Raw genomic sequence first — 16,267 nt, 5'->3', positions numbered from 1 at the left:
AACTCTATGGAGGAAGCCGGGTGTTTCGCCCGGCTTTTTTCATCGATCCGATCATGGTAGCTAAATTGCAGAGCAACCTTACCGGTCAGCCCGCAAGCCATTCTGCTTTCAGCAACGACTAAGAGACACACGGCCTCAAGCGCTTTTTCTCGATCCAGAAGATCGAACCAGGGTGATTTCGAAATCCCCGAAAGAAAAGGGCTCGCCGATGTCTCGCATCTTCAACGAAGTTCGCAATCTCCGCGTTGCCATCTCGAACATCGAGTCCGCGCAGTACAAGCTCTCCGATGAGCGCCGTGAGGCCGTAAAGACCGTTCAGGCCGACATCCGGGCCCTTTTCAAGAACCTTCCCGCCGGCCTGCGACACCTTTCGCACCCGTCCCTCGCCTCCGAAGGCAATCGCTACCTCCTGATCGACCTGGACGGACCTGAGGGCGGGATCGTCAACGGCGCCCGCACGCGCTTCACCCTCATCGACATCTGCAAGAGCCTTGCCGGCCTTGCTGCCTGGGATATCGCCCGCGACGAGTTCCTGGGCGAGGTGAACGAGTTCTCGTTCCGCGATTCCACCTTCTGGCCCGACTGGATGATCTATTCGAACCATCCCCAGAAGCGGAAAGTGTGGACGGATGCTGTGTTTCACTCCGACGTGAAGGCCACGTTCTTCCGCAAGATCCTGCTTCCGGTGTCAGGCCCTGCCCTCGCTCATCCGGCATTCGCCCGTCTGGCCGACTACGCCCGGTCCGTGATCGAGCGCAAGGTTGCGAACATGGAGCATCTACGCGGCTTCGACGCTAAGTTCGATGCCTATGACGCTCAGGTCGAGGAGATCGAGCGCAAGGCGCAGTCCTTCGCTCTCACTGAGGGCCAAGACCCGGAGATCCTGAACGCTCAGAACGGCGAACTCGCTGGCCTGATCCAGACGATGGATTGGACTTACGACATGGCTGCTGACCGCCCAAACCGCGCCTATGCGGAGCAGGAGCGCCGGATCCGGGCCCTACTCTCGGCTCTGCCGGTGGACGATGCCGTCGTGGTTTTCGTCCAGAACGCAGGGAACGACTGGGTAAAGGCTCCTTACTACCTCCAGGGGCACCCGGAGGTGAAACAGATGAAGGCGGCTGCCTGATGCCTTGCTGGAATAAGGCTTGGCCATCGGGGGACCGATGGTCTAGTTTGGGGCTAACTACAGAGTAACGTGTCAGGCAATGTCTCTCCCCTTTCATCCCGAATGGATCAAGTTCCTACAGGTGGTTTCTGTAAGGACCGACGATACTTGGCTGTTTCGCGGTCAAACCGAAGCAGGATGGGGGCTAAGTCCCTCTGCTGGCCGTGCGAAGTGCGTCGGGCCAGCAGGGTATCGTTACGAAGATGAACGCGACCTTTTTTATCAGTTCAAGCGAGAGGCCGTCCGGTACGAGGATAGGGTTGGGACCGACCTTGAATGGCTCGCACTCGCTCAACACCATACACTGCCAACCCGCTTACTAGACTGGTCGACGAACCCATTGGTCGCAGCATGGTTTGCTTGCGAAAACGAGAGCAGCACCGAACCGGGTGCAATCCATATGATCAACGTTCCAGCCGATAAGCGCCTCGAGCACGTGCTAATACCCGATCCCTTCGATCGGAGACTTTCGAACGTAATGCTGATCCAGGTTCCGCCTCGCGTAGGGCGTATCACCGCCCAGCAGGGCCTTTTCTCGCTGCACCCGGACCCCACATTAGACTGGAAGCCAGGGCCAAGTCTCAGTTACGATACTTTCCCTATCCCAGTAGCGGCTAAGCCCTTCTTCCGACAGGCACTTCATGCATTTGGGATCAATCGGGGACGGCTAATGGTTGACTTGGACAGCCTATGCGCGACGCTATCTTGGAAGTATCGTACGCGCTCCTAGTGAGGTCATTCGATGACTAAAACCCATTCTGACCGCTCTGAAGCATCCTCCCAAAAGAGGAAGAGGGCTGAAGCTGCGAGGGATCCAGTCTCAGAGAACGCCAAGGCAAGCTCCGTGGCGGGGATCCAATACATTTTACTTCTGCCTAGTTCACCAAATCTTTGGGAACAACTAAGCTTCCGAGGTACTGATAAGGATCATACTCCAAGAGCAGGTGGTGCAAGATTAATGGAGCCGGTACGTCTCTCCCCAAGTAGTAGAGAACTCGGACATGAGATCCTAACCCACTACCTGACTCCTTGGGAGCACCCACGTGACGAAGGTACTTCTGCCAAACTGCCCCGGTTGGTCCAAATCACCGATCCTTCTAACAAGAAAGAGGGGTACACAGTTTGGGGTCTCCCATTACAGGAGCCAATGAGCCACGCCGCTGACCGTGTTGCAGACCACATCCGCAACTTTCAGGTAGATCAGCACCCGTTTTGGAAAGAAGTGACTAAAGAGTACCCGGATGCAAAGCTCTTTGCTGTAGAATGCTCGCCAACGTCTGTAGCGATCGATGCTAGTGGCAATTTCTCAACCCGAGCCCGCTTGATCGTTCACATACCCCATCGGTTCGAAGATGGGTTCGAAACCTATGGTTCTATGACAATCCCTTCTTTCGTCACCGGAACACTTCACGACGACGGCGAAATCACGATCACTGAATTTCGCTTAAGCGTGAATCACCCTGGCTGAGACAAGATCCACCACCTGCGAACCAAAGAAGCCCGGCTCTTGAGCCGGGCTTTCTGTTTCTGGGTTTGATTCCAATTCCTCGATCAATCAAGCGCTAAGGGAAGTTTGAAAATCCCCGAAAGCAAAGATCAGGTTTCGCTTCTAAGAAGCGGGAAAAGTTTCGTCAAAATCCCCAGAAAAGGATGAGTTCGATGACAAACGCAGCCCTTGCTACCTCCGCCACCACGGTCGCTAACGACGACGCTCAGAAGCAGCGCACCTATCCGCGCGTCGTGACGCCCAAGGCGATCAAAGAGGGCAAGAACAAGAACGGCACCGAGTTTGTGAGCTTCATCGGCGAGTACCGCCGCCGCGGCTCCGAGAAGGTTTACACGATGTTCCACACGGCGAGCGGTGCCGCCTTGGCTTCGGTCCGTGACCAGCTCAAGGAGGGCCAGCCCATCCGTGTCTTCGGCGCTTTCGACGAGATGCCGGCCGATGGCGAGCGTCGCTCGAAGCAGGTCTTCAGGATCATCGGCAAAAGTGAGCCGCGCGAACAGGCTGCTGAGGAGATGCAGCAGGCCGCGTAAGGCCCGTAATCAGGAAAGATAACAAGCCGCCTTCGGGCGGCTTTTTTCATGGGCGGATCGGGCGTGTTGAACGCACCGCTCAATCACACCACCAGGTGTCTTACGCCACGAAGGAAAAGACATCAGTTGCTCTCCGGTGAGAGCGCAAGAGTTCTTTGTCAAATCCCCTGAAAGAAGGAAGAGTTCGATGACAAACGCAGCCAACACCTCCGCCGTCGCCACCGTTGCCAATGACAACGCCCAGCGCCAGACCACCTATCCGCGCCTGGTGACGCCGAAGGCGATCAAGGAAGGCAAGAACAAGAACGGCACCGAGTTCGTCAGCTTCGTCGGCGAGTACACCCGCCGCGGCGCCAGCAAGCCCTCGACGATGCTGCACACCGCAAGCGGAAAGTCGCTCCAGGCGATCCGCGAGCAGCTCAAGGAAGGCCAGCCGATCCGCGTGTTCGGCGTGTTCGAGACGCTGCCGGCCACGGAGGATCGCTCCGAGTCGCAGGTGTACCGGATTATCGGCCTGAGCGTGCCGCGCGAGACCACTCCGGAGGGTGCAGCCGCAGCCGAGATGAAAGAGGCCGCTTAAGGCCAGAGCCCTGGATCTGGGACGATCAAGAAAGCCGCCTTCGGGCGGCTTTTCTCATGGGTGCGGAGGGCGTTGTCACGCACCATCCGAAATCACGATCTGAGGGTCTTCGACACAAAAGGAAGACATCAGGTTCCTGCAGAAAAAGTGAGCGAAAGCTCGGTTCAGTCCCCTGAAAGAAGGAAGAGTTCGATGAACGACAATACCGCCACCTCCGCCGCCGTCTCCACCGAAGCCCGTGCCCAGTCTTACCCCCGCACCGTCACGCCCAAGACCATCAAAGAGGGCAAGAACAAGAACGGCACGGAGTTCGTCAGCTTCATCGGCGAGTACAAGAGCCGTGGCTCCGACAAGGTGCGGACGATGTTCCACTCCGCGAGTGGTCGGGCTTTGGACGCAATTCGTGCAGACCTGAAGGAAGGTCAGCCGATCCGCGTGTTCGGTGTGTTCGACGAAATGCCGGCCGACGGCGAGCGGAAATCGAAGCAGATTTTCCGCATAATCGGCAAGAGCCTGCCGCGTGAGCAGGCTGCCGAGGAGATGCAGCAGGCCGCGTAAGCCGGCCATGAAGAAGCCGCCCACTTGAGGCGGCTTTTTTCTTGTACGGGTTCGCAACCCCCGTTGTATAGAAGAGAATTGCACAGCAGGAGAGCACAGTGTCAAAACCAATAGCTCCGCAGGAGCAGGACTGGTTCTTCGAACGGCTGCGCGACGCGCGAGTGGATGTTCAGGTATTTCTGGTAAATGGCGTCAAGTTGATCGGTCGCATTGACCATTTCGATCGCTACACCGTTCTCCTGTCGAGAGGCCCCAGCTCCCAGGTCATCTACAAGCACGCGATCTCAACGGTTGTACCGCCCGCGGGCTTCGAGATGAGTGGCTCCGACTCGTAGCCACGTTAGGCAGCAACAGCCTCGGGAGCGGAACGTGCCTGCACTTTGGCCGATCCCCTGGCGTCCACCTTTGATTTCGATGCCTCGCCCCGAATTGCCTCATAGCGGGCAACAAACTCATGGTTGGCTCGGGTCAATTCCTTGATCTCGGCCTTCAAGTCGCCGATCTCCAGCTTCAGCTCTGACACCTGCTCAACCAGATCGTTATCCTGCCGGATCTGAGAGCGGAGCCCGCGGATTGTTCCCTGCTGATCAGCCACCTTGGCCTCGAGCTTCTTGATCCGCTTCTCGGCCTCTGCCAGGAGGCGCTCTGGGGTTTTCTCCTGCTCCGCAGCCTTCATCGCCCCTGCCATAATGCCTGCCCCTTCATCTGTCGGCTGATTGCCAAATAGAACAAAGCAGGAACTTACCGTGAGGGTCAACGAGACAGCCTGTCGCGCTTCCTATGAACAGCCCCTGATGGGCCAAAAGGAAAAGGGCGGCCCGAAAGCCGCCCTTCGCAGATTTGTGAGCGTCTGCTGCGACTTAGAACAGGAAGTCGTCAGCCGTCAGCTGGCCCTTGAACCCTTTCAGGGCGATCGTGCCCTGCGCGGTCACGACAACCGCACCCTCATCAGAGTAGGTGATTGAGGCTGAGAACTCTTCGAAGGACTCGATGCCAGATTTCGAGAAGTCGATAACGTCCTCGCCCTGCGTGAAGTCCGTGATCTTGTCCCTGCCGAACTTGGCATCGAACGTGAAGGCGTCGGCACCGGCGCCGCCCGTCAGGACGTCGTGTCCGGAGCCGCCATTGAGGACGTCGTCGCCCTCGCCGCCGGCGAGCTTGTCGTTGCCAGCGCCACCGAGGATCTCGTCATTACCGACGCCGCCGTCGAGGTGGTCGTTGCCAATGCCGCCGTCGATGCTGTCGTCGCCTAGGCCGCCCCAGACCTGATCGTTGCCGAGACCACCGATCAGCTTCTCGTTCCCGGCTCCGCCCTTGATCTTGTCGTTGCCTGCACCGCCGTCGAGTGTGCTGTCAGCATCGGTGCCGAACAGCTTATCGTTGCCGCCAAAGCCCTTGAGAATGTCTTTGGATTTTCCGCCGCGCAGCACGTCGTCGCCGCGGCCCCCGTTTTTCTTAGCCATTGTTGTTTTCTTTCAGAGAGATTGCCTCTGAAAACAGAAATACCGGAAGGCATTCGCCTCGGGCAAGTAGACCAAATGTCCTATACGTATTTACCGTAAACGCAGCAGCAACTTTAGGCGGAATCGCAGTTCTTAACGTTCGCTGAACCAAGGGCATAAGGTTCTAATCTTTTTTCCACGATGGAGCAGCAGAGATTCAGATTTGAAATCCCGGAAAAGGATTAAGAGCATGCTCAAGGCGACGATGTATTTCTCATACGGACGCGACGCACGGTCGGGTCTGAATTCGAAGACGACATTCGACGCCATTCTGGCAGGCGAGCGCAGCTCGACGACACGATTTCCATCGTGGCCAGGATATGAGCGCTGGAAGGCTCTGAAGGTCGGCGATCAGGTTCGCTTTTACGCCGATCGCGACATGAAGGGCCGCTATGTCGATGTGACGGTGACCGAGGTGCCCCGCGTCATCGATCTGGCTCAGTGCAGCGAGGCGGAACTCGCCGCCTGGTCACAGGCCGAGGGCTGGAGCGAGAGCGCTGGGCGCGGCTACGGGCGCAAATACGGGTCGGGTCTCCAGATCCGGTACCGGCCTCTGGCCACCGCGTGAGGGGTTCATGAGAAAAACCTTCTCTTTCCCGCTCTTCATCATCAAGGGCGGGTTCACCCTCCTTGCCCTCTACATCACCGCCGTCTTCCTCATGACCAACCTGCCCCTCATCGGGCAGCGGTATTTCACCTGGTTCATCTGGATTGCTGGCGTGTCAGGAACACTGGTCCTCATCGGCCTTGCCCATGAGACCCGCCTCACCTCGCGCTTCATCGCCATCTTCGTCAAAGGACTGCCACCCCGGTGGCTGCGGATCATCATGGACCTTCTCGACCGGTACACCAACAAGGACGGCCTCCTCGCACGTCTGGCAGCCGTCCAGCGATCCGAGCATCTCGACGCCACGGCACTTGCCGCCGCGGTGAAGCAGAAGGTCGTGGGTCAGGACCTCGTTGCCGATGAAGTTGCAGCTACCCTGCGCCGTCGTCTTGCTCAGGTAGCACGTGACAAGCCCGTCGGCGTATTCCTTTTCGTTGGCCCTCCTGGTGTGGGCAAGACCGAAATGGGCAAGCAGTTCGCCCACCACCTCGAGCGCGGGTTCGTCTTTGAGGATATGTCGACCTGCAGCAATCCCGCCGGCGCCGAACGGCTTTTCGGCGTTCCTCCAGGATACTCGGGCTCCGACAGGTATGGGACCCTCACGGGTGGACTGCGAGATCAGCCCAACTCTTTCGTGCTCCTCGATGAGATCGAGAAGGCGCACGTTGACGTCCAAAAGCGGTTCCTGACCGCTTGGAACGATGGCTTCGTAACGGAGGCGTCGACCGGCCAGAAGGTGCCGACCAACCGGGCGATCTTTGCTGCAACAACCAACGCGGCCGCCGATCGCATTGGGGAGTTGGCTCGGGAGATCACAGACCGGGATAAGCTCCTGGCTGCAGTTCACAATGTGCTCAAAGAGGCTGGATTCCCCGGTGAGGTTCTCAGCCGAATTGATGAAGTGTTCGTCTTCAATCCGTTGGAAGGGCTCGATCTTGCCCGGGTGGCCATCATCCAGATCGTCAGTATCGTGACAAGTTATGGGCTCGAGCTCGACGAGGGTGGCATTGATGATGTCATCCTGTTCGAGGCCATGCAGCGCGCCGAGGTCCTGCAGACGGCTGGCGGTGTCCGTGCCGTTATCCGCGCCCTCGAAAAGCGCATCGCCGATGTGCTGATTGAAGCCCGTCAGAAGGGCGCTCGCCGCGTCAAACTCATCATGAATGAATCGGACCTGGATCAGGTCCGGGTGACGATCACCGGATAGGAGGCGAACGATGCTCCATCGACTGATCCCCCGACCTGTCCAGAGGCTTTGGAATGAGGCTGCCCTCTGGCGCTGGTGTCTCATCCTCGCGGTGGTATCGAGTGGCATGATCTGGATTGCCGCTCCGCCGCCCTTAACCAAGGCTCCTGTCTCAGGAAAGTCCATTCTCAGTCGCGCGGAACATCCACATAGGTGATCCGGCGAATGGTCTCAAACGCAAGCACTGCGATCACCAGGAAGTCCGGACCATCCAAGGCCCGGAACTTCACGCTCTCCATTGGGAAGCGTGCTTGTGAGACCTCGTAGAGGATCTCGGATATCCCGCTCTTCTCGTCCCACACGCGATAGGGGTTCACCTGTAGCCGGGACCGGTTAGGCACCTCAAGGTGCCATCCAAAGAAGTTGAGACGGGCCGAGCCCAGCTTCTCACCCGAACTGTCGCAAACAAGGGTATTCCTGATGTACCGGTAGAGCATCCGGTGCTCTCTGCCGTTCATTGTGGCTCGGCCATCCCTGAACAGGAAGCCAACTTCGTAATCGATCAAGCACTCGTCTTGGACGAACAGTTTGAAGTGGGACACATGGCGGTTCTGCGGTCGCCATTCACCTTCGATGATGACGGGATTTACCATGCCACTGCCCTCTTTGCCCGCTTGGAAACGGGAGGGACTGACGCCGACTGTAGGTCGACCGCTCGGCAATGGATGCAATTACTTGAACTCTTCATCGTGCACGGGCGCATCGGGCCGCTGTGCATCCAAACTTTGTCGATAGTGGATGCAGCCCCGCATGAACTTGGGCCATGGCGGCACGGCTATCGCTGGATCCAGTCTTTCCGGCAGCAGGCCCCACAGATCAGGGTGATGCCAGCAGAGCTCATGACCAGTTGAATCCCGGTGCTCGCGAATGCCAGCCCTCAGACGGCGCACCTCCTCGAGCAACTGCTCCCGGCTCATGCTGTTGAGGTCCTCGTCCATTTTCGGCCTCCCCATTAGACCAATATCGAAACGCGAGTGAGGGTGAGGTGGTTCGCTTTCTGGAAGTTCAGGATCTGTGAAAGCGTTATCGAGAAAACCCCAGAAGGCAAAGCCATGAACATGACGATCTCCGAGCACACCATTCCGTTCTCCGCCGGGGCCGGTGAGGAGATCTTTGCCATTGCCGATATCCATGGCCGCAGCGAGCTTCTCACGGCCCTCTTCGAGACGATTGCCGCTACCGAGCGTGTTTCCGGGCTGCAGCGCACCGTGGTTCTCCTCGGTGACCTCATAGACCGTGGCCCGGATTCCCTTGGCTGTCTCGATCTTGCCATCGAGGCCAAGGAGCATACAGGCGCCGACACCGTCGACGTCCTGTGCGGCAACCACGAGCAGATGCTCCTGACAGCCATCATCCAGGACGACCAGACCCTGCGTCGGCACCTTGGTTATCGGAACTGGCTGGCGAATGGTGGCACGAAAGTGGTCGAGGAGTTGCTTGATCAGGGGCACAGTGCCCGAACACCAGCTGACGTCCGGGAGGCGCTTGGACCTGAACGGCTCCTGTTCCTTGAAGGGCTGCTCAGTCACCGCACGTCGGGCGAGATCCTGTTTGTCCATGCCGGGCTCAACCCGTTCATCGACCTGACGACGTTCCTCGCTGAGCCCGTCGACGTCGATTTCTCCAGGCTGGAGGAAGACGATCACTGGGCTTGGATCAGGGGCCGGTTCCTTGAGCACAAGCCGTCCGAGCACGGCAATCGGGGCCACCATGGACACTTCGTGGTCCACGGCCACACGCCGCCAGCCTATGAGATGCTCTCCCTTGAGGAACAACTCGCCCATGATCGTCTCAACCTCGATGGCGGTTCCTACAGCACCGGCCGCGCCCGAATGGCACGGATCATCGGGTCCGAGGTGACCTTCTACGAGGTGGGGGCTTAGTCCCCACCCGCTTCCCTGCCATTCCAGTCCTTACCCGCCTCTGTCAGGAGACCTTCGTGGTTGCAGAGATCCCTTGCCGCTGGACGTGCCCTAAGTGCCGGCATGGCCAGAACGACAGCGTTCACCCTGAGGACGGCCCCTGGTTTTCCTGTGTCTGCGAACGCTGTGGGTCGAGTTCCTCCGATGAGGAACTCGACCCTCAATCTCAGGCTTCGTGGGAACTCGCCAGGAAGCTGGCTGACTCTGACCCGTAACGACACCTCTGTACCTTTTGGCACATCCAAACAGCGGAAAATCGGGAATTAAGATCCCCAGAAGGAGCGCGCCCATGCACGCCTATAGCCGCCCACTCGCTCGTCGCACCCCCAATGCCGCCGAAAGGGCGGGACACATCCTGCTGCTCGGTCTGGTGCTGTTCGGCCTCGCGGGCGTTCTGACTGCGATCGTCTGCTACACGGTTGAGCCGCACGTGATCGTGGCCGCTCTCGTCCTGGCTCTTCTGTTCCTGGTGTTCCGGATCGAAAGTCGCCCGCAGCGGCTTCCTGAGGGTGCTTTCTACCCTTTCCGCTCCCCCAAGTATCGCTGAGCCCGGCGCCATGCGCTTCCCCAACCAGGTGTTCGCACCCACTCCGGCCAACTGCAGCCGCCACGCCATCGAGACTTTTGCTCAGAGCGTTGCCGAGCGCTTTGGCTTTGTCCCGGATCGGGACGCCGCGGAATCCCCGCGGATGCGGGGCAAGGTCCGCTTCGAGCGTATTCAAGATCTGATCAGGAAGATTGGCGTCCATATCGACTTCGAGTACGTGCCGGCTGCAGAGCTCCACACCTCACAGAGCCTCATCGTCTTCAGCGAGGAGCGATTTGAGATCGCCCTCCTCGGGCGGTACCGGATGGAGGAGAAGGACCAGAACTGGATCTTGGCTCAGGAACTCGGCCACCGCCTCCTGCACTACCCGCTGGTGGTCCAGCAGCATGGCCACACTGCCATGGCTGTGAAGCGGTACCCGGACGATGCCGACCCGATTGCGCGGCAGGCCCGCCGCGAGGCGCTTTGGTTCGCCTTTGGGTTCCTCACCCCGGCCAAGGCCTTTATGGACGCCTATCGTGCGACCACTCGGCCGGATGCCCTCGAGTACCGGTTCAATGTTCCCCGGCGCGTCATCGAACTCCGGTACCAGTACCTGAGCGAATTGAAAGCGTCAGGCTAAGACCGCCCTCGCTTCCTGAACACAAGGACTCCAAAATGACTTCGACAGGAGAAGGCGGGAACGCGCTTCAATATGCCCAGCGTAAAGCCCGCTACGGGCATCGGGACTGGCTCTTCTGGACCGACCGCAACGGTAGCACCCGATGTGCTCCGAGGAGCAAGGAGATCATCAAGCAAGCCATGCTGGCCTCAGGCACCCAAGGGCGCTGGTTTGTGGTCAGCGCTTCCACCGCCGTGCTCCAGAAAGGGTTCTGGGCCATGGGCGTGCTCATGCTTCGAAACGCCAAACACGGCATCTGAAACCCAAACCGGAGACCTCTCATGTCGAACCTCCCCACCTGGCCTGGAGCCGATGTCTGCTATACCCGCGCCGGCAAGATCAACGAGCACCTGTGCCGAACCTCCTATGCCGCTGCCAAAGTCAAGAAAGGCTGGAGACCACCTGAGGAGGTCACCGAGTTGATCCAGGCGATGAACCGCGGCGACGAAGAGGCGATCAAAGCCGCCTGTCTGCGTTATCCCCATATCTGGGCTGCTGCGGCCTGACCCACATGCTGTGGTAATCACCCGGCACGGCAACAGGACCCAGTCGATGGAGGGTGAGAATGAGCGACGATGTTTCAAGCCGTGGAGCACCACGATGGGGCGACTCTGAAAGCTTAGGTCTTCAGGTCTTCAATTTCATTGTCGCGGATGTGGATCGTATAATCCAGTTTATGAATATCACGGGTCTCCAGCCGGAAACCCTTCGAGAGTCGGCGAAGGCTCCGGACTTCCTTCTTGGCGTGCTCGAATACGTGTCTAAGGACGATGAACTGCTCAAGGCGATCCACAATGAGCTCGGTATTCCGCCGGACGCCATCCTGACCGCAACTGGACATCGGACAACCGCCTCCGGGTCCACCCCAGCCTCCGACAAGAAGCCGGAAAGCCGTCCACTGCCGCCGCGGCGATCTCTGTTTGAGTAAACTGTGCAGCCTTCAGGCAGCTACAGCGTCACACGGCTGCCTTGAAAGGAATGCCTCAAGCTCCTGCACGGGCATGGGACGAGCAAAGAGATAGCCCTGCAGGATGTCGCACCCGGCCCAGGAGAGAAAGTCGCGCTGCGCTTCAGTCTCCACACCCTCGGCCGTCACAGTCAGGTTCATCCGGCGGCCAAGATCAATCATCTCTTCGATCGTCTTGTACGGCTGCATCGACGTAGCATGAGCAAGATCGCGGATGAAGGATTGGTCGATCTTCAGCTTGTCGACCCCAATGTGGTTCAGCCGCTTGAGGCCTGAATACCCAACCCCATAATCGTCAAGAGCAATCCGAAAGCCAGCGTCGCGCAACGACGCGATGGTTTCCCGGGCGGAGCCATTCCCGCCCAGCGGCAGGTTTTCCGTGATCTCGAACTCGATCTGGGATGGATTGGCCCCGCACTCGTTCACAATCCATGTCAGCCGCTCAATCAGCACTGGGCAGTTAAACTGCATCGGGGACAGATTGACGGCAACCTTCAGATCGGGATGACGCCGAGAGAGCGCGCAGGCATCCTTCAGAACGAAGTCGGTAATCTGGGTGATAAGGCCGGTCTCCTCCGCCAATGGGATGAACACCCTTGGCGACACCGGGCCGACGCTCGGGTGACTCCAGCGCACCAGCGCCTCCACAGCGATGACGTGGGAGTCTGCAGCGCTCACTTGGGGTTGGTAGGAGACGCTCAGCCCTTCATCGGACTTCAGGGCTTTGGCAAGCTCACGGCCCGGAATGCCGCCCAAGTACGAGTAGGCCTGCGAGAGCTTCCTCTCGAGGTTCAAAAAGTCAGTCTCTGTTCGAGGCAGATCCTGAAGCAGCACAAAGCACCCGGTCAGCGGCAAAATTCGAAGATTAAAAATAACTTAACATATCCGAATTTAATTGTCACGCTTCTAGCGGTTTAATTCGGGCTTATATTCCTGCATAGCGTCCATCTTGTTATTCTTTTTGGCGCGAGAGCCTCGCCGCATCCCGGCATTGTGCCTGTTGCGGGTGACAAAGCCAGCACGTTCGCAGATCTCCGAGCCAAAGCCTGTGATGATAGTTAATGCGGTGCTTTTGCCCTCATCAGGCGTCAGCGAGTGATCTTCGCTAGCCGATCATCGCAGTCCAGAAGGACAAATCCCCAGAAAATCGGCGAAACGGAAGCAAAAACGCTTCCGGCTTGTGTTCGTCATCCTGACCGGAGAGTGCCGTGTCCGCATATTTTGTTGACAAGCTTCACATTGACGTTCTCGTCTCCGGTGCGATCGATTTCGCGTGCGCGGCGAGGCTCTCCAAGGGCGGCGATCTCATCGTTGCACTGCAGGAAAACGGCACGGAACTGGGCAAGATGTTGTGGGCCGAGAATGCCCGCTCGGTGAATTATCTCGACGCGCTTGTCTACCAAAGGACCAACTCGGCGTTAAACGAGATCGTTGGGTTCTATGGTTTCGAGTACCGGCGCAACCTGTGCCCGACGGTCATCGCCAAGGCCTTGACCTCCTACGAGCACCAGGCGTGCGAGTGTCCGGACTTCGAGAACACGCTGGCCTATGACTTTGCCTCCCGGCTGTCCCGTTGCCTGACCAAGAAGCTCCCCGGCTGGGACAAGGCTCCATGGGGCATCGATTTCCCCGAGCAGATCGCCGTCCGGTTCTCGTAACCGCTCCCTGACCGCAATCCATCGCCTCTCTCACAGAAAGAGCCTTCATCTATGAGTTCAGCCATTCGGATCGAGATCACCGACACACTGGGCAACATCAGCTATCTCTCCCGCAACTCGAACGATTGGTGGCAACTGGTGAGCCAACGCGGAATCCCGTTGGCCCTCGGCAATGTGGTCGAGAACGAACCGCTCGTGCGCTTCGCCATCCAAGATGCCGGAGACGACGCCAATGCGATCCTCCAAGCCATCACGAAGCATCTGAGCGGCACCCGTACGGCCCGTCTCCTGTCTCCGAGTCCGGTGACATCTCCCAAGGGCGGCCTCACAGAGGATGAGAAGAAGGACTTCGCCTGGATCCTCACCGAAACCATCGACCTGTCTGTCGGCCGGCGCGGTGACCTCGCCCAAGAGGATGCCAAGTCCGAATTTGAAAGTATCCAGCGTGTCCTCGACTACCTGGAGCGCCAGGGCGCCGACATGAGCGTCCAACGCCTCGCTCTAGGCAACCCCCGCTTCTGACTGTCTCCCCCTCTGGATCGAAAGGATTGTCACCTTGCGCAGAAAACGCGTCCCCGTGTCCCTTGTCCGCGAAGCTCAGAAGAGGATCGACCAGATCCGGGAAAACATGGAGGAGCTTCGGGCCCAGGAAGGAAAGGCCCGGGCCAATGACTACCTCCGCTCAGAGCGGACGGCCAGTCTGGGGCAGGACGCCATCAAGGTCCTGATCCGGGCGGGAATGCCCCTTCCCCACTGGGTCGGCAACAACTGGCGGTACCTTGAGGCTATGGGCTGGCATCAGCCCCACCTCTCGCTGCCATGGAACTCCTCCCTGATGGCCAGGTGCTAGGTCATTCAGCGCAACCACAACAGCAAGGGCAGGGCACGTCCCTGCTCCGATCCATTCCTTTGAAGACGAGCATTCAATGCAACTGCATTTCAAGCGCAACCCTGCCGAGTTTCCCGACACCGAAGATGACGAGTTGATGCTCATGGACGGGGACAAATGGACCGGGGTCAGCATCCAAGATGCCAGCTCATATGGCGGAGGCTACGGCGTCAACCGTTATGGTAGGGAGTGCTCAACATCGCCCCTGACCGACCTCGACTTCTTCTCAGAGGACTGTGGATCCTTCAAAACCTTGGCTGCCGCCAAGGAGCATGCACTGAAGGTCCACAGTGGCGAGTGGAAGCGCTAATCCGCTGATCCCTAATGGGAAAGATCAAGGCGGATCAGATGGCTCGTTGGAATTCGCCGGCGGAGCCATTTGGCTGCCGACTCCGTCCTCGAGTTCAACCAAGGCAATCCCAGCCTCTGCCAGTTGGTTGACGACATCGTCAACCTGCTCGGGTGTGGCTCTGCCCGGAGGCAGAAGCTTGTCGAGTTCCTCGGACGTAATATAGCCACGCCTCTTGGCCTGCCGGATGACCCGCCAATTGGCTGCCTTGCCGAGATCGATGAGGGGACCATCCATCGCCGCCTCCCTGGGTTCAGGGGTATAGCCCTCCTCAGGTAGGCCGTCGTGGACGGTTTCAAGGCTCAAAGGTCCACAGCCTTCCTCCCTGGCATTCTCCTACAGCATAGGTTCCCGAATTAAAATGCGGTACAGCCGCTAGGTAACACGGGATTTCTCGAATCGTCGTCGGCGAGCGAGGCAACCGATATCAAAGGGCACCTGGGATATGTTGTTGTCCCTCATCACATGCTGCTTGCGAGGGTTTCAAAGGCGTTGGGCCTTTCCCGAACTGTCTGAAGACGTCCTCCTCACGCGCGAGAAGGATCTGATCGCCCGATGGACCCCCGCCCTTGAGGCCGAGGCCCTTCGCGAAGGCTGGACGATGGTGAAAGTCTATAACACGCCTCTCCTCGCCCTCCATGTGCTCGACCAGAAGTATATCGGACTGCCCGAACAATACGTCCGCATGCGTGGCCACGCTGGAAGCCGGGCAGCATGGATAGCCCATGATATTCACTGGCAGCTATCTGCCGCCAGGCGGCTGGCAATGCAGAGGCGGTTGCGCAAGCTCGCCGAACCGGATCATGCGCTCCGTTATTACGCAGACTGGCTCGGCAAGAACCGGACGATCTATGATGCCAAGCGTGACGGGATCAGGATTGTCGCCGATGACGAAGTCCGGCGGATGCTTGCTGCGTGCAGCCACAAGGGTGCGGTCGCTTCCGTCCTGATGGGCTCAAGCGACCTTCACGCCGATCTTCATTCCAAGCACCGCCTCCACTGACTTCGGTGCTTTTGTCGCACTCAGCTTTAACAGGAAGGCAAAACTGATGGCTTCACGAACAGAACTCCCCTCGCTTGTCATGGCTCCTGTCGATTGTCCGCTCTGCGGCGCCAAGACTGTGGCGCAGGCGCAAAAGAAATGCCGTGCGAACCAAGACACCGAGCTCCGCCCCGACTGCATGATCGCGCGCCACGACGAAGACGGCAATTTTGTTATGCCTACCCCAGAAAGCTACGCCGCCTTCGAGGCAGGCTTTGCCAGCTTTCTAAGGGAATGAACGTATTGCTTTCCGACATTTTTCTTCTATGACACCCCGCCGGAGAAACGATGGGAATCAAACAATCGGTCGTCGCTCAACGGATGAAACCACGGCGGCAAGCCACGCGGCGAACAAAGTCAGATGAAGCTCTGGAGAAACTCCAAGCCCATCCGCGAGTTGAAATCGTCGATGATGAGCGCTCGATCGGAAACTCCGTCATCGTGACCTTGCGGCGCGGGTGGCGGTTCAACGATCCAGGCGAACACGTCTTCGGGGAGGATACTCCCGAGGAATGTCTTGCCGCTGTCGAAACA

Annotated in this window: 26 protein-coding genes; 20 read left to right on the top strand and 6 right to left on the bottom strand. The window is 58.6% G+C overall.

Annotation, left to right across the window (positions count from 1 at the left end; all coding sequences use genetic code 11):
* Positions 1-208: 208 nt before the first annotated feature.
* The 7 genes from IC232_RS04430 (at position 209) to hfq (ending at position 4,678) form a co-directional block, all read left to right on the top strand.
* Positions 209-1,129, top strand: a complete 921-nt coding sequence (locus tag IC232_RS04430; protein ID WP_190843711.1) for a hypothetical protein — start codon at positions 209-211, stop codon at positions 1,127-1,129.
* A 79-nt stretch (positions 1,130-1,208) separates the two neighbouring features.
* Positions 1,209-1,898, top strand: coding sequence for an FRG domain-containing protein (locus IC232_RS33205; protein ID WP_190843710.1), 690 nt, complete (start codon positions 1,209-1,211; stop codon positions 1,896-1,898).
* A 417-nt stretch (positions 1,899-2,315) separates the two neighbouring features.
* Entirely contained in the window at positions 2,316-2,636 is a 321-nt protein-coding gene (locus IC232_RS04420; protein WP_190843709.1) for a hypothetical protein, read from the top strand.
* Positions 2,637-2,827: 191 nt separating this feature from the next.
* On the top strand, positions 2,828-3,205 hold the full coding sequence (locus IC232_RS04415) for a hypothetical protein (RefSeq protein ID WP_190843708.1): 378 nt from the start codon (positions 2,828-2,830) through the stop codon (positions 3,203-3,205).
* Positions 3,206-3,392: 187 nt separating this feature from the next.
* A complete protein-coding gene (locus IC232_RS04410) occupies positions 3,393-3,785 on the top strand; it encodes a hypothetical protein (protein ID WP_190843707.1) in 393 nt (130 codons plus the stop codon).
* 192 nt (positions 3,786-3,977) lie between these two features.
* The gene (locus IC232_RS04405) at positions 3,978-4,343 is read left to right on the top strand and encodes a hypothetical protein (protein WP_190843706.1); all 366 of its coding nucleotides are present in this window, start codon (positions 3,978-3,980) and stop codon (positions 4,341-4,343) included.
* 98 nt (positions 4,344-4,441) lie between these two features.
* A complete protein-coding gene (gene hfq, locus IC232_RS04400) occupies positions 4,442-4,678 on the top strand; it encodes an RNA chaperone Hfq (RefSeq protein WP_312895103.1) in 237 nt (78 codons plus the stop codon).
* Between the two features lie 5 nt (positions 4,679-4,683).
* On the opposite strand, the gene IC232_RS04395 is transcribed toward hfq, so the two are convergent.
* Positions 4,684-5,031 carry a hypothetical protein gene (locus IC232_RS04395; protein WP_190843705.1) on the bottom strand — a complete coding sequence of 116 codons (348 nt, stop codon included), beginning with the start codon at positions 5,029-5,031 and terminating at the stop codon, positions 4,684-4,686.
* Positions 5,032-5,203: 172 nt separating this feature from the next.
* On the bottom strand, positions 5,204-5,806 hold the full coding sequence (locus IC232_RS04390; protein ID WP_190843704.1) for a calcium-binding protein: 603 nt from the start codon (positions 5,804-5,806) through the stop codon (positions 5,204-5,206).
* A gap of 229 nt (positions 5,807-6,035) precedes the next feature.
* On the opposite strand from IC232_RS04390, the gene IC232_RS04385 reads away from it, so the two are divergent.
* The gene (locus tag IC232_RS04385; RefSeq protein ID WP_190843703.1) at positions 6,036-6,413 is read left to right on the top strand and encodes a hypothetical protein; all 378 of its coding nucleotides are present in this window, start codon (positions 6,036-6,038) and stop codon (positions 6,411-6,413) included.
* A gap of 7 nt (positions 6,414-6,420) precedes the next feature.
* Positions 6,421-7,659: an AAA family ATPase gene (locus IC232_RS04380; protein ID WP_190843702.1), complete on the top strand. Its 1,239-nt coding sequence runs from the start codon at positions 6,421-6,423 to the stop codon at positions 7,657-7,659.
* Between the two features lie 167 nt (positions 7,660-7,826).
* Here the strand turns inward: IC232_RS04380 and IC232_RS04375 are convergent, their stop codons facing one another.
* Positions 7,827-8,291 (bottom strand): hypothetical protein, encoded by a 465-nt coding sequence (locus tag IC232_RS04375; RefSeq protein ID WP_190843701.1) that lies wholly within the window; start codon positions 8,289-8,291, stop codon positions 7,827-7,829.
* 78 nt (positions 8,292-8,369) lie between these two features.
* Entirely contained in the window at positions 8,370-8,636 is a 267-nt protein-coding gene (locus tag IC232_RS04370) for a hypothetical protein (protein ID WP_190843700.1), read from the bottom strand.
* 114 nt (positions 8,637-8,750) lie between these two features.
* Here IC232_RS04370 and IC232_RS04365 point away from each other — a divergent pair, with 114 nt between their 5' ends.
* The 6 genes from IC232_RS04365 to IC232_RS04340 all read left to right on the top strand — a co-directional run bounded on the left by IC232_RS04365 (position 8,751) and on the right by IC232_RS04340 (position 11,756).
* Positions 8,751-9,581 carry a metallophosphoesterase gene (locus tag IC232_RS04365; RefSeq protein ID WP_190843699.1) on the top strand — a complete coding sequence of 277 codons (831 nt, stop codon included), beginning with the start codon at positions 8,751-8,753 and terminating at the stop codon, positions 9,579-9,581.
* Between the two features lie 328 nt (positions 9,582-9,909).
* On the top strand, positions 9,910-10,167 hold the full coding sequence (locus tag IC232_RS04360; RefSeq protein WP_190843698.1) for a hypothetical protein: 258 nt from the start codon (positions 9,910-9,912) through the stop codon (positions 10,165-10,167).
* 10 nt (positions 10,168-10,177) lie between these two features.
* Complete coding sequence (locus IC232_RS04355) at positions 10,178-10,789, top strand: ImmA/IrrE family metallo-endopeptidase (protein WP_190843697.1); 612 nt, start codon at positions 10,178-10,180, stop codon at positions 10,787-10,789.
* A gap of 35 nt (positions 10,790-10,824) precedes the next feature.
* Positions 10,825-11,088, top strand: coding sequence for a hypothetical protein (locus tag IC232_RS04350; protein ID WP_190843696.1), 264 nt, complete (start codon positions 10,825-10,827; stop codon positions 11,086-11,088).
* Positions 11,089-11,109: 21 nt separating this feature from the next.
* A complete protein-coding gene (locus IC232_RS04345; RefSeq protein ID WP_190843695.1) occupies positions 11,110-11,334 on the top strand; it encodes a hypothetical protein in 225 nt (74 codons plus the stop codon).
* A 59-nt stretch (positions 11,335-11,393) separates the two neighbouring features.
* A complete protein-coding gene (locus IC232_RS04340; protein WP_190843694.1) occupies positions 11,394-11,756 on the top strand; it encodes a DUF3572 domain-containing protein in 363 nt (120 codons plus the stop codon).
* A 12-nt stretch (positions 11,757-11,768) separates the two neighbouring features.
* Here the strand turns inward: IC232_RS04340 and IC232_RS04335 are convergent, their stop codons facing one another.
* On the bottom strand, positions 11,769-12,590 hold the full coding sequence (locus IC232_RS04335; RefSeq protein WP_190843693.1) for an EAL domain-containing protein: 822 nt from the start codon (positions 12,588-12,590) through the stop codon (positions 11,769-11,771).
* Between the two features lie 413 nt (positions 12,591-13,003).
* Between IC232_RS04335 and IC232_RS04330 the strand changes: the two genes are divergently transcribed.
* The 3 genes from IC232_RS04330 to IC232_RS04320 all read left to right on the top strand — a co-directional run bounded on the left by IC232_RS04330 (position 13,004) and on the right by IC232_RS04320 (position 14,652).
* The gene (locus IC232_RS04330) at positions 13,004-13,453 is read left to right on the top strand and encodes a hypothetical protein (protein ID WP_190843692.1); all 450 of its coding nucleotides are present in this window, start codon (positions 13,004-13,006) and stop codon (positions 13,451-13,453) included.
* 51 nt (positions 13,454-13,504) lie between these two features.
* On the top strand, positions 13,505-13,975 hold the full coding sequence (locus IC232_RS04325; protein ID WP_190843691.1) for a hypothetical protein: 471 nt from the start codon (positions 13,505-13,507) through the stop codon (positions 13,973-13,975).
* Between the two features lie 404 nt (positions 13,976-14,379).
* Positions 14,380-14,652 (top strand): hypothetical protein, encoded by a 273-nt coding sequence (locus IC232_RS04320; RefSeq protein WP_190843690.1) that lies wholly within the window; start codon positions 14,380-14,382, stop codon positions 14,650-14,652.
* Positions 14,653-14,676: 24 nt separating this feature from the next.
* Here the strand turns inward: IC232_RS04320 and IC232_RS04315 are convergent, their stop codons facing one another.
* The gene (locus tag IC232_RS04315; RefSeq protein WP_190843689.1) at positions 14,677-14,928 is read right to left on the bottom strand and encodes an RNA polymerase sigma factor region1.1 domain-containing protein; all 252 of its coding nucleotides are present in this window, start codon (positions 14,926-14,928) and stop codon (positions 14,677-14,679) included.
* A gap of 214 nt (positions 14,929-15,142) precedes the next feature.
* Between IC232_RS04315 and IC232_RS04310 the strand changes: the two genes are divergently transcribed.
* Positions 15,143-15,694 carry a hypothetical protein gene (locus IC232_RS04310; protein WP_190843688.1) on the top strand — a complete coding sequence of 184 codons (552 nt, stop codon included), beginning with the start codon at positions 15,143-15,145 and terminating at the stop codon, positions 15,692-15,694.
* Between the two features lie 46 nt (positions 15,695-15,740).
* A complete protein-coding gene (locus tag IC232_RS04305; RefSeq protein WP_190843687.1) occupies positions 15,741-15,971 on the top strand; it encodes a hypothetical protein in 231 nt (76 codons plus the stop codon).
* Positions 15,972-16,267: the final 296 nt, after the last annotated feature.

Source organism: Microvirga sp. (assembly GCF_014699075.1).
In the GTDB taxonomy this organism is placed as follows: Bacteria; Pseudomonadota; Alphaproteobacteria; order Rhizobiales; family Beijerinckiaceae; genus Microvirga.
This window is presented reverse-complemented; position numbering and strand designations above follow the sequence as displayed.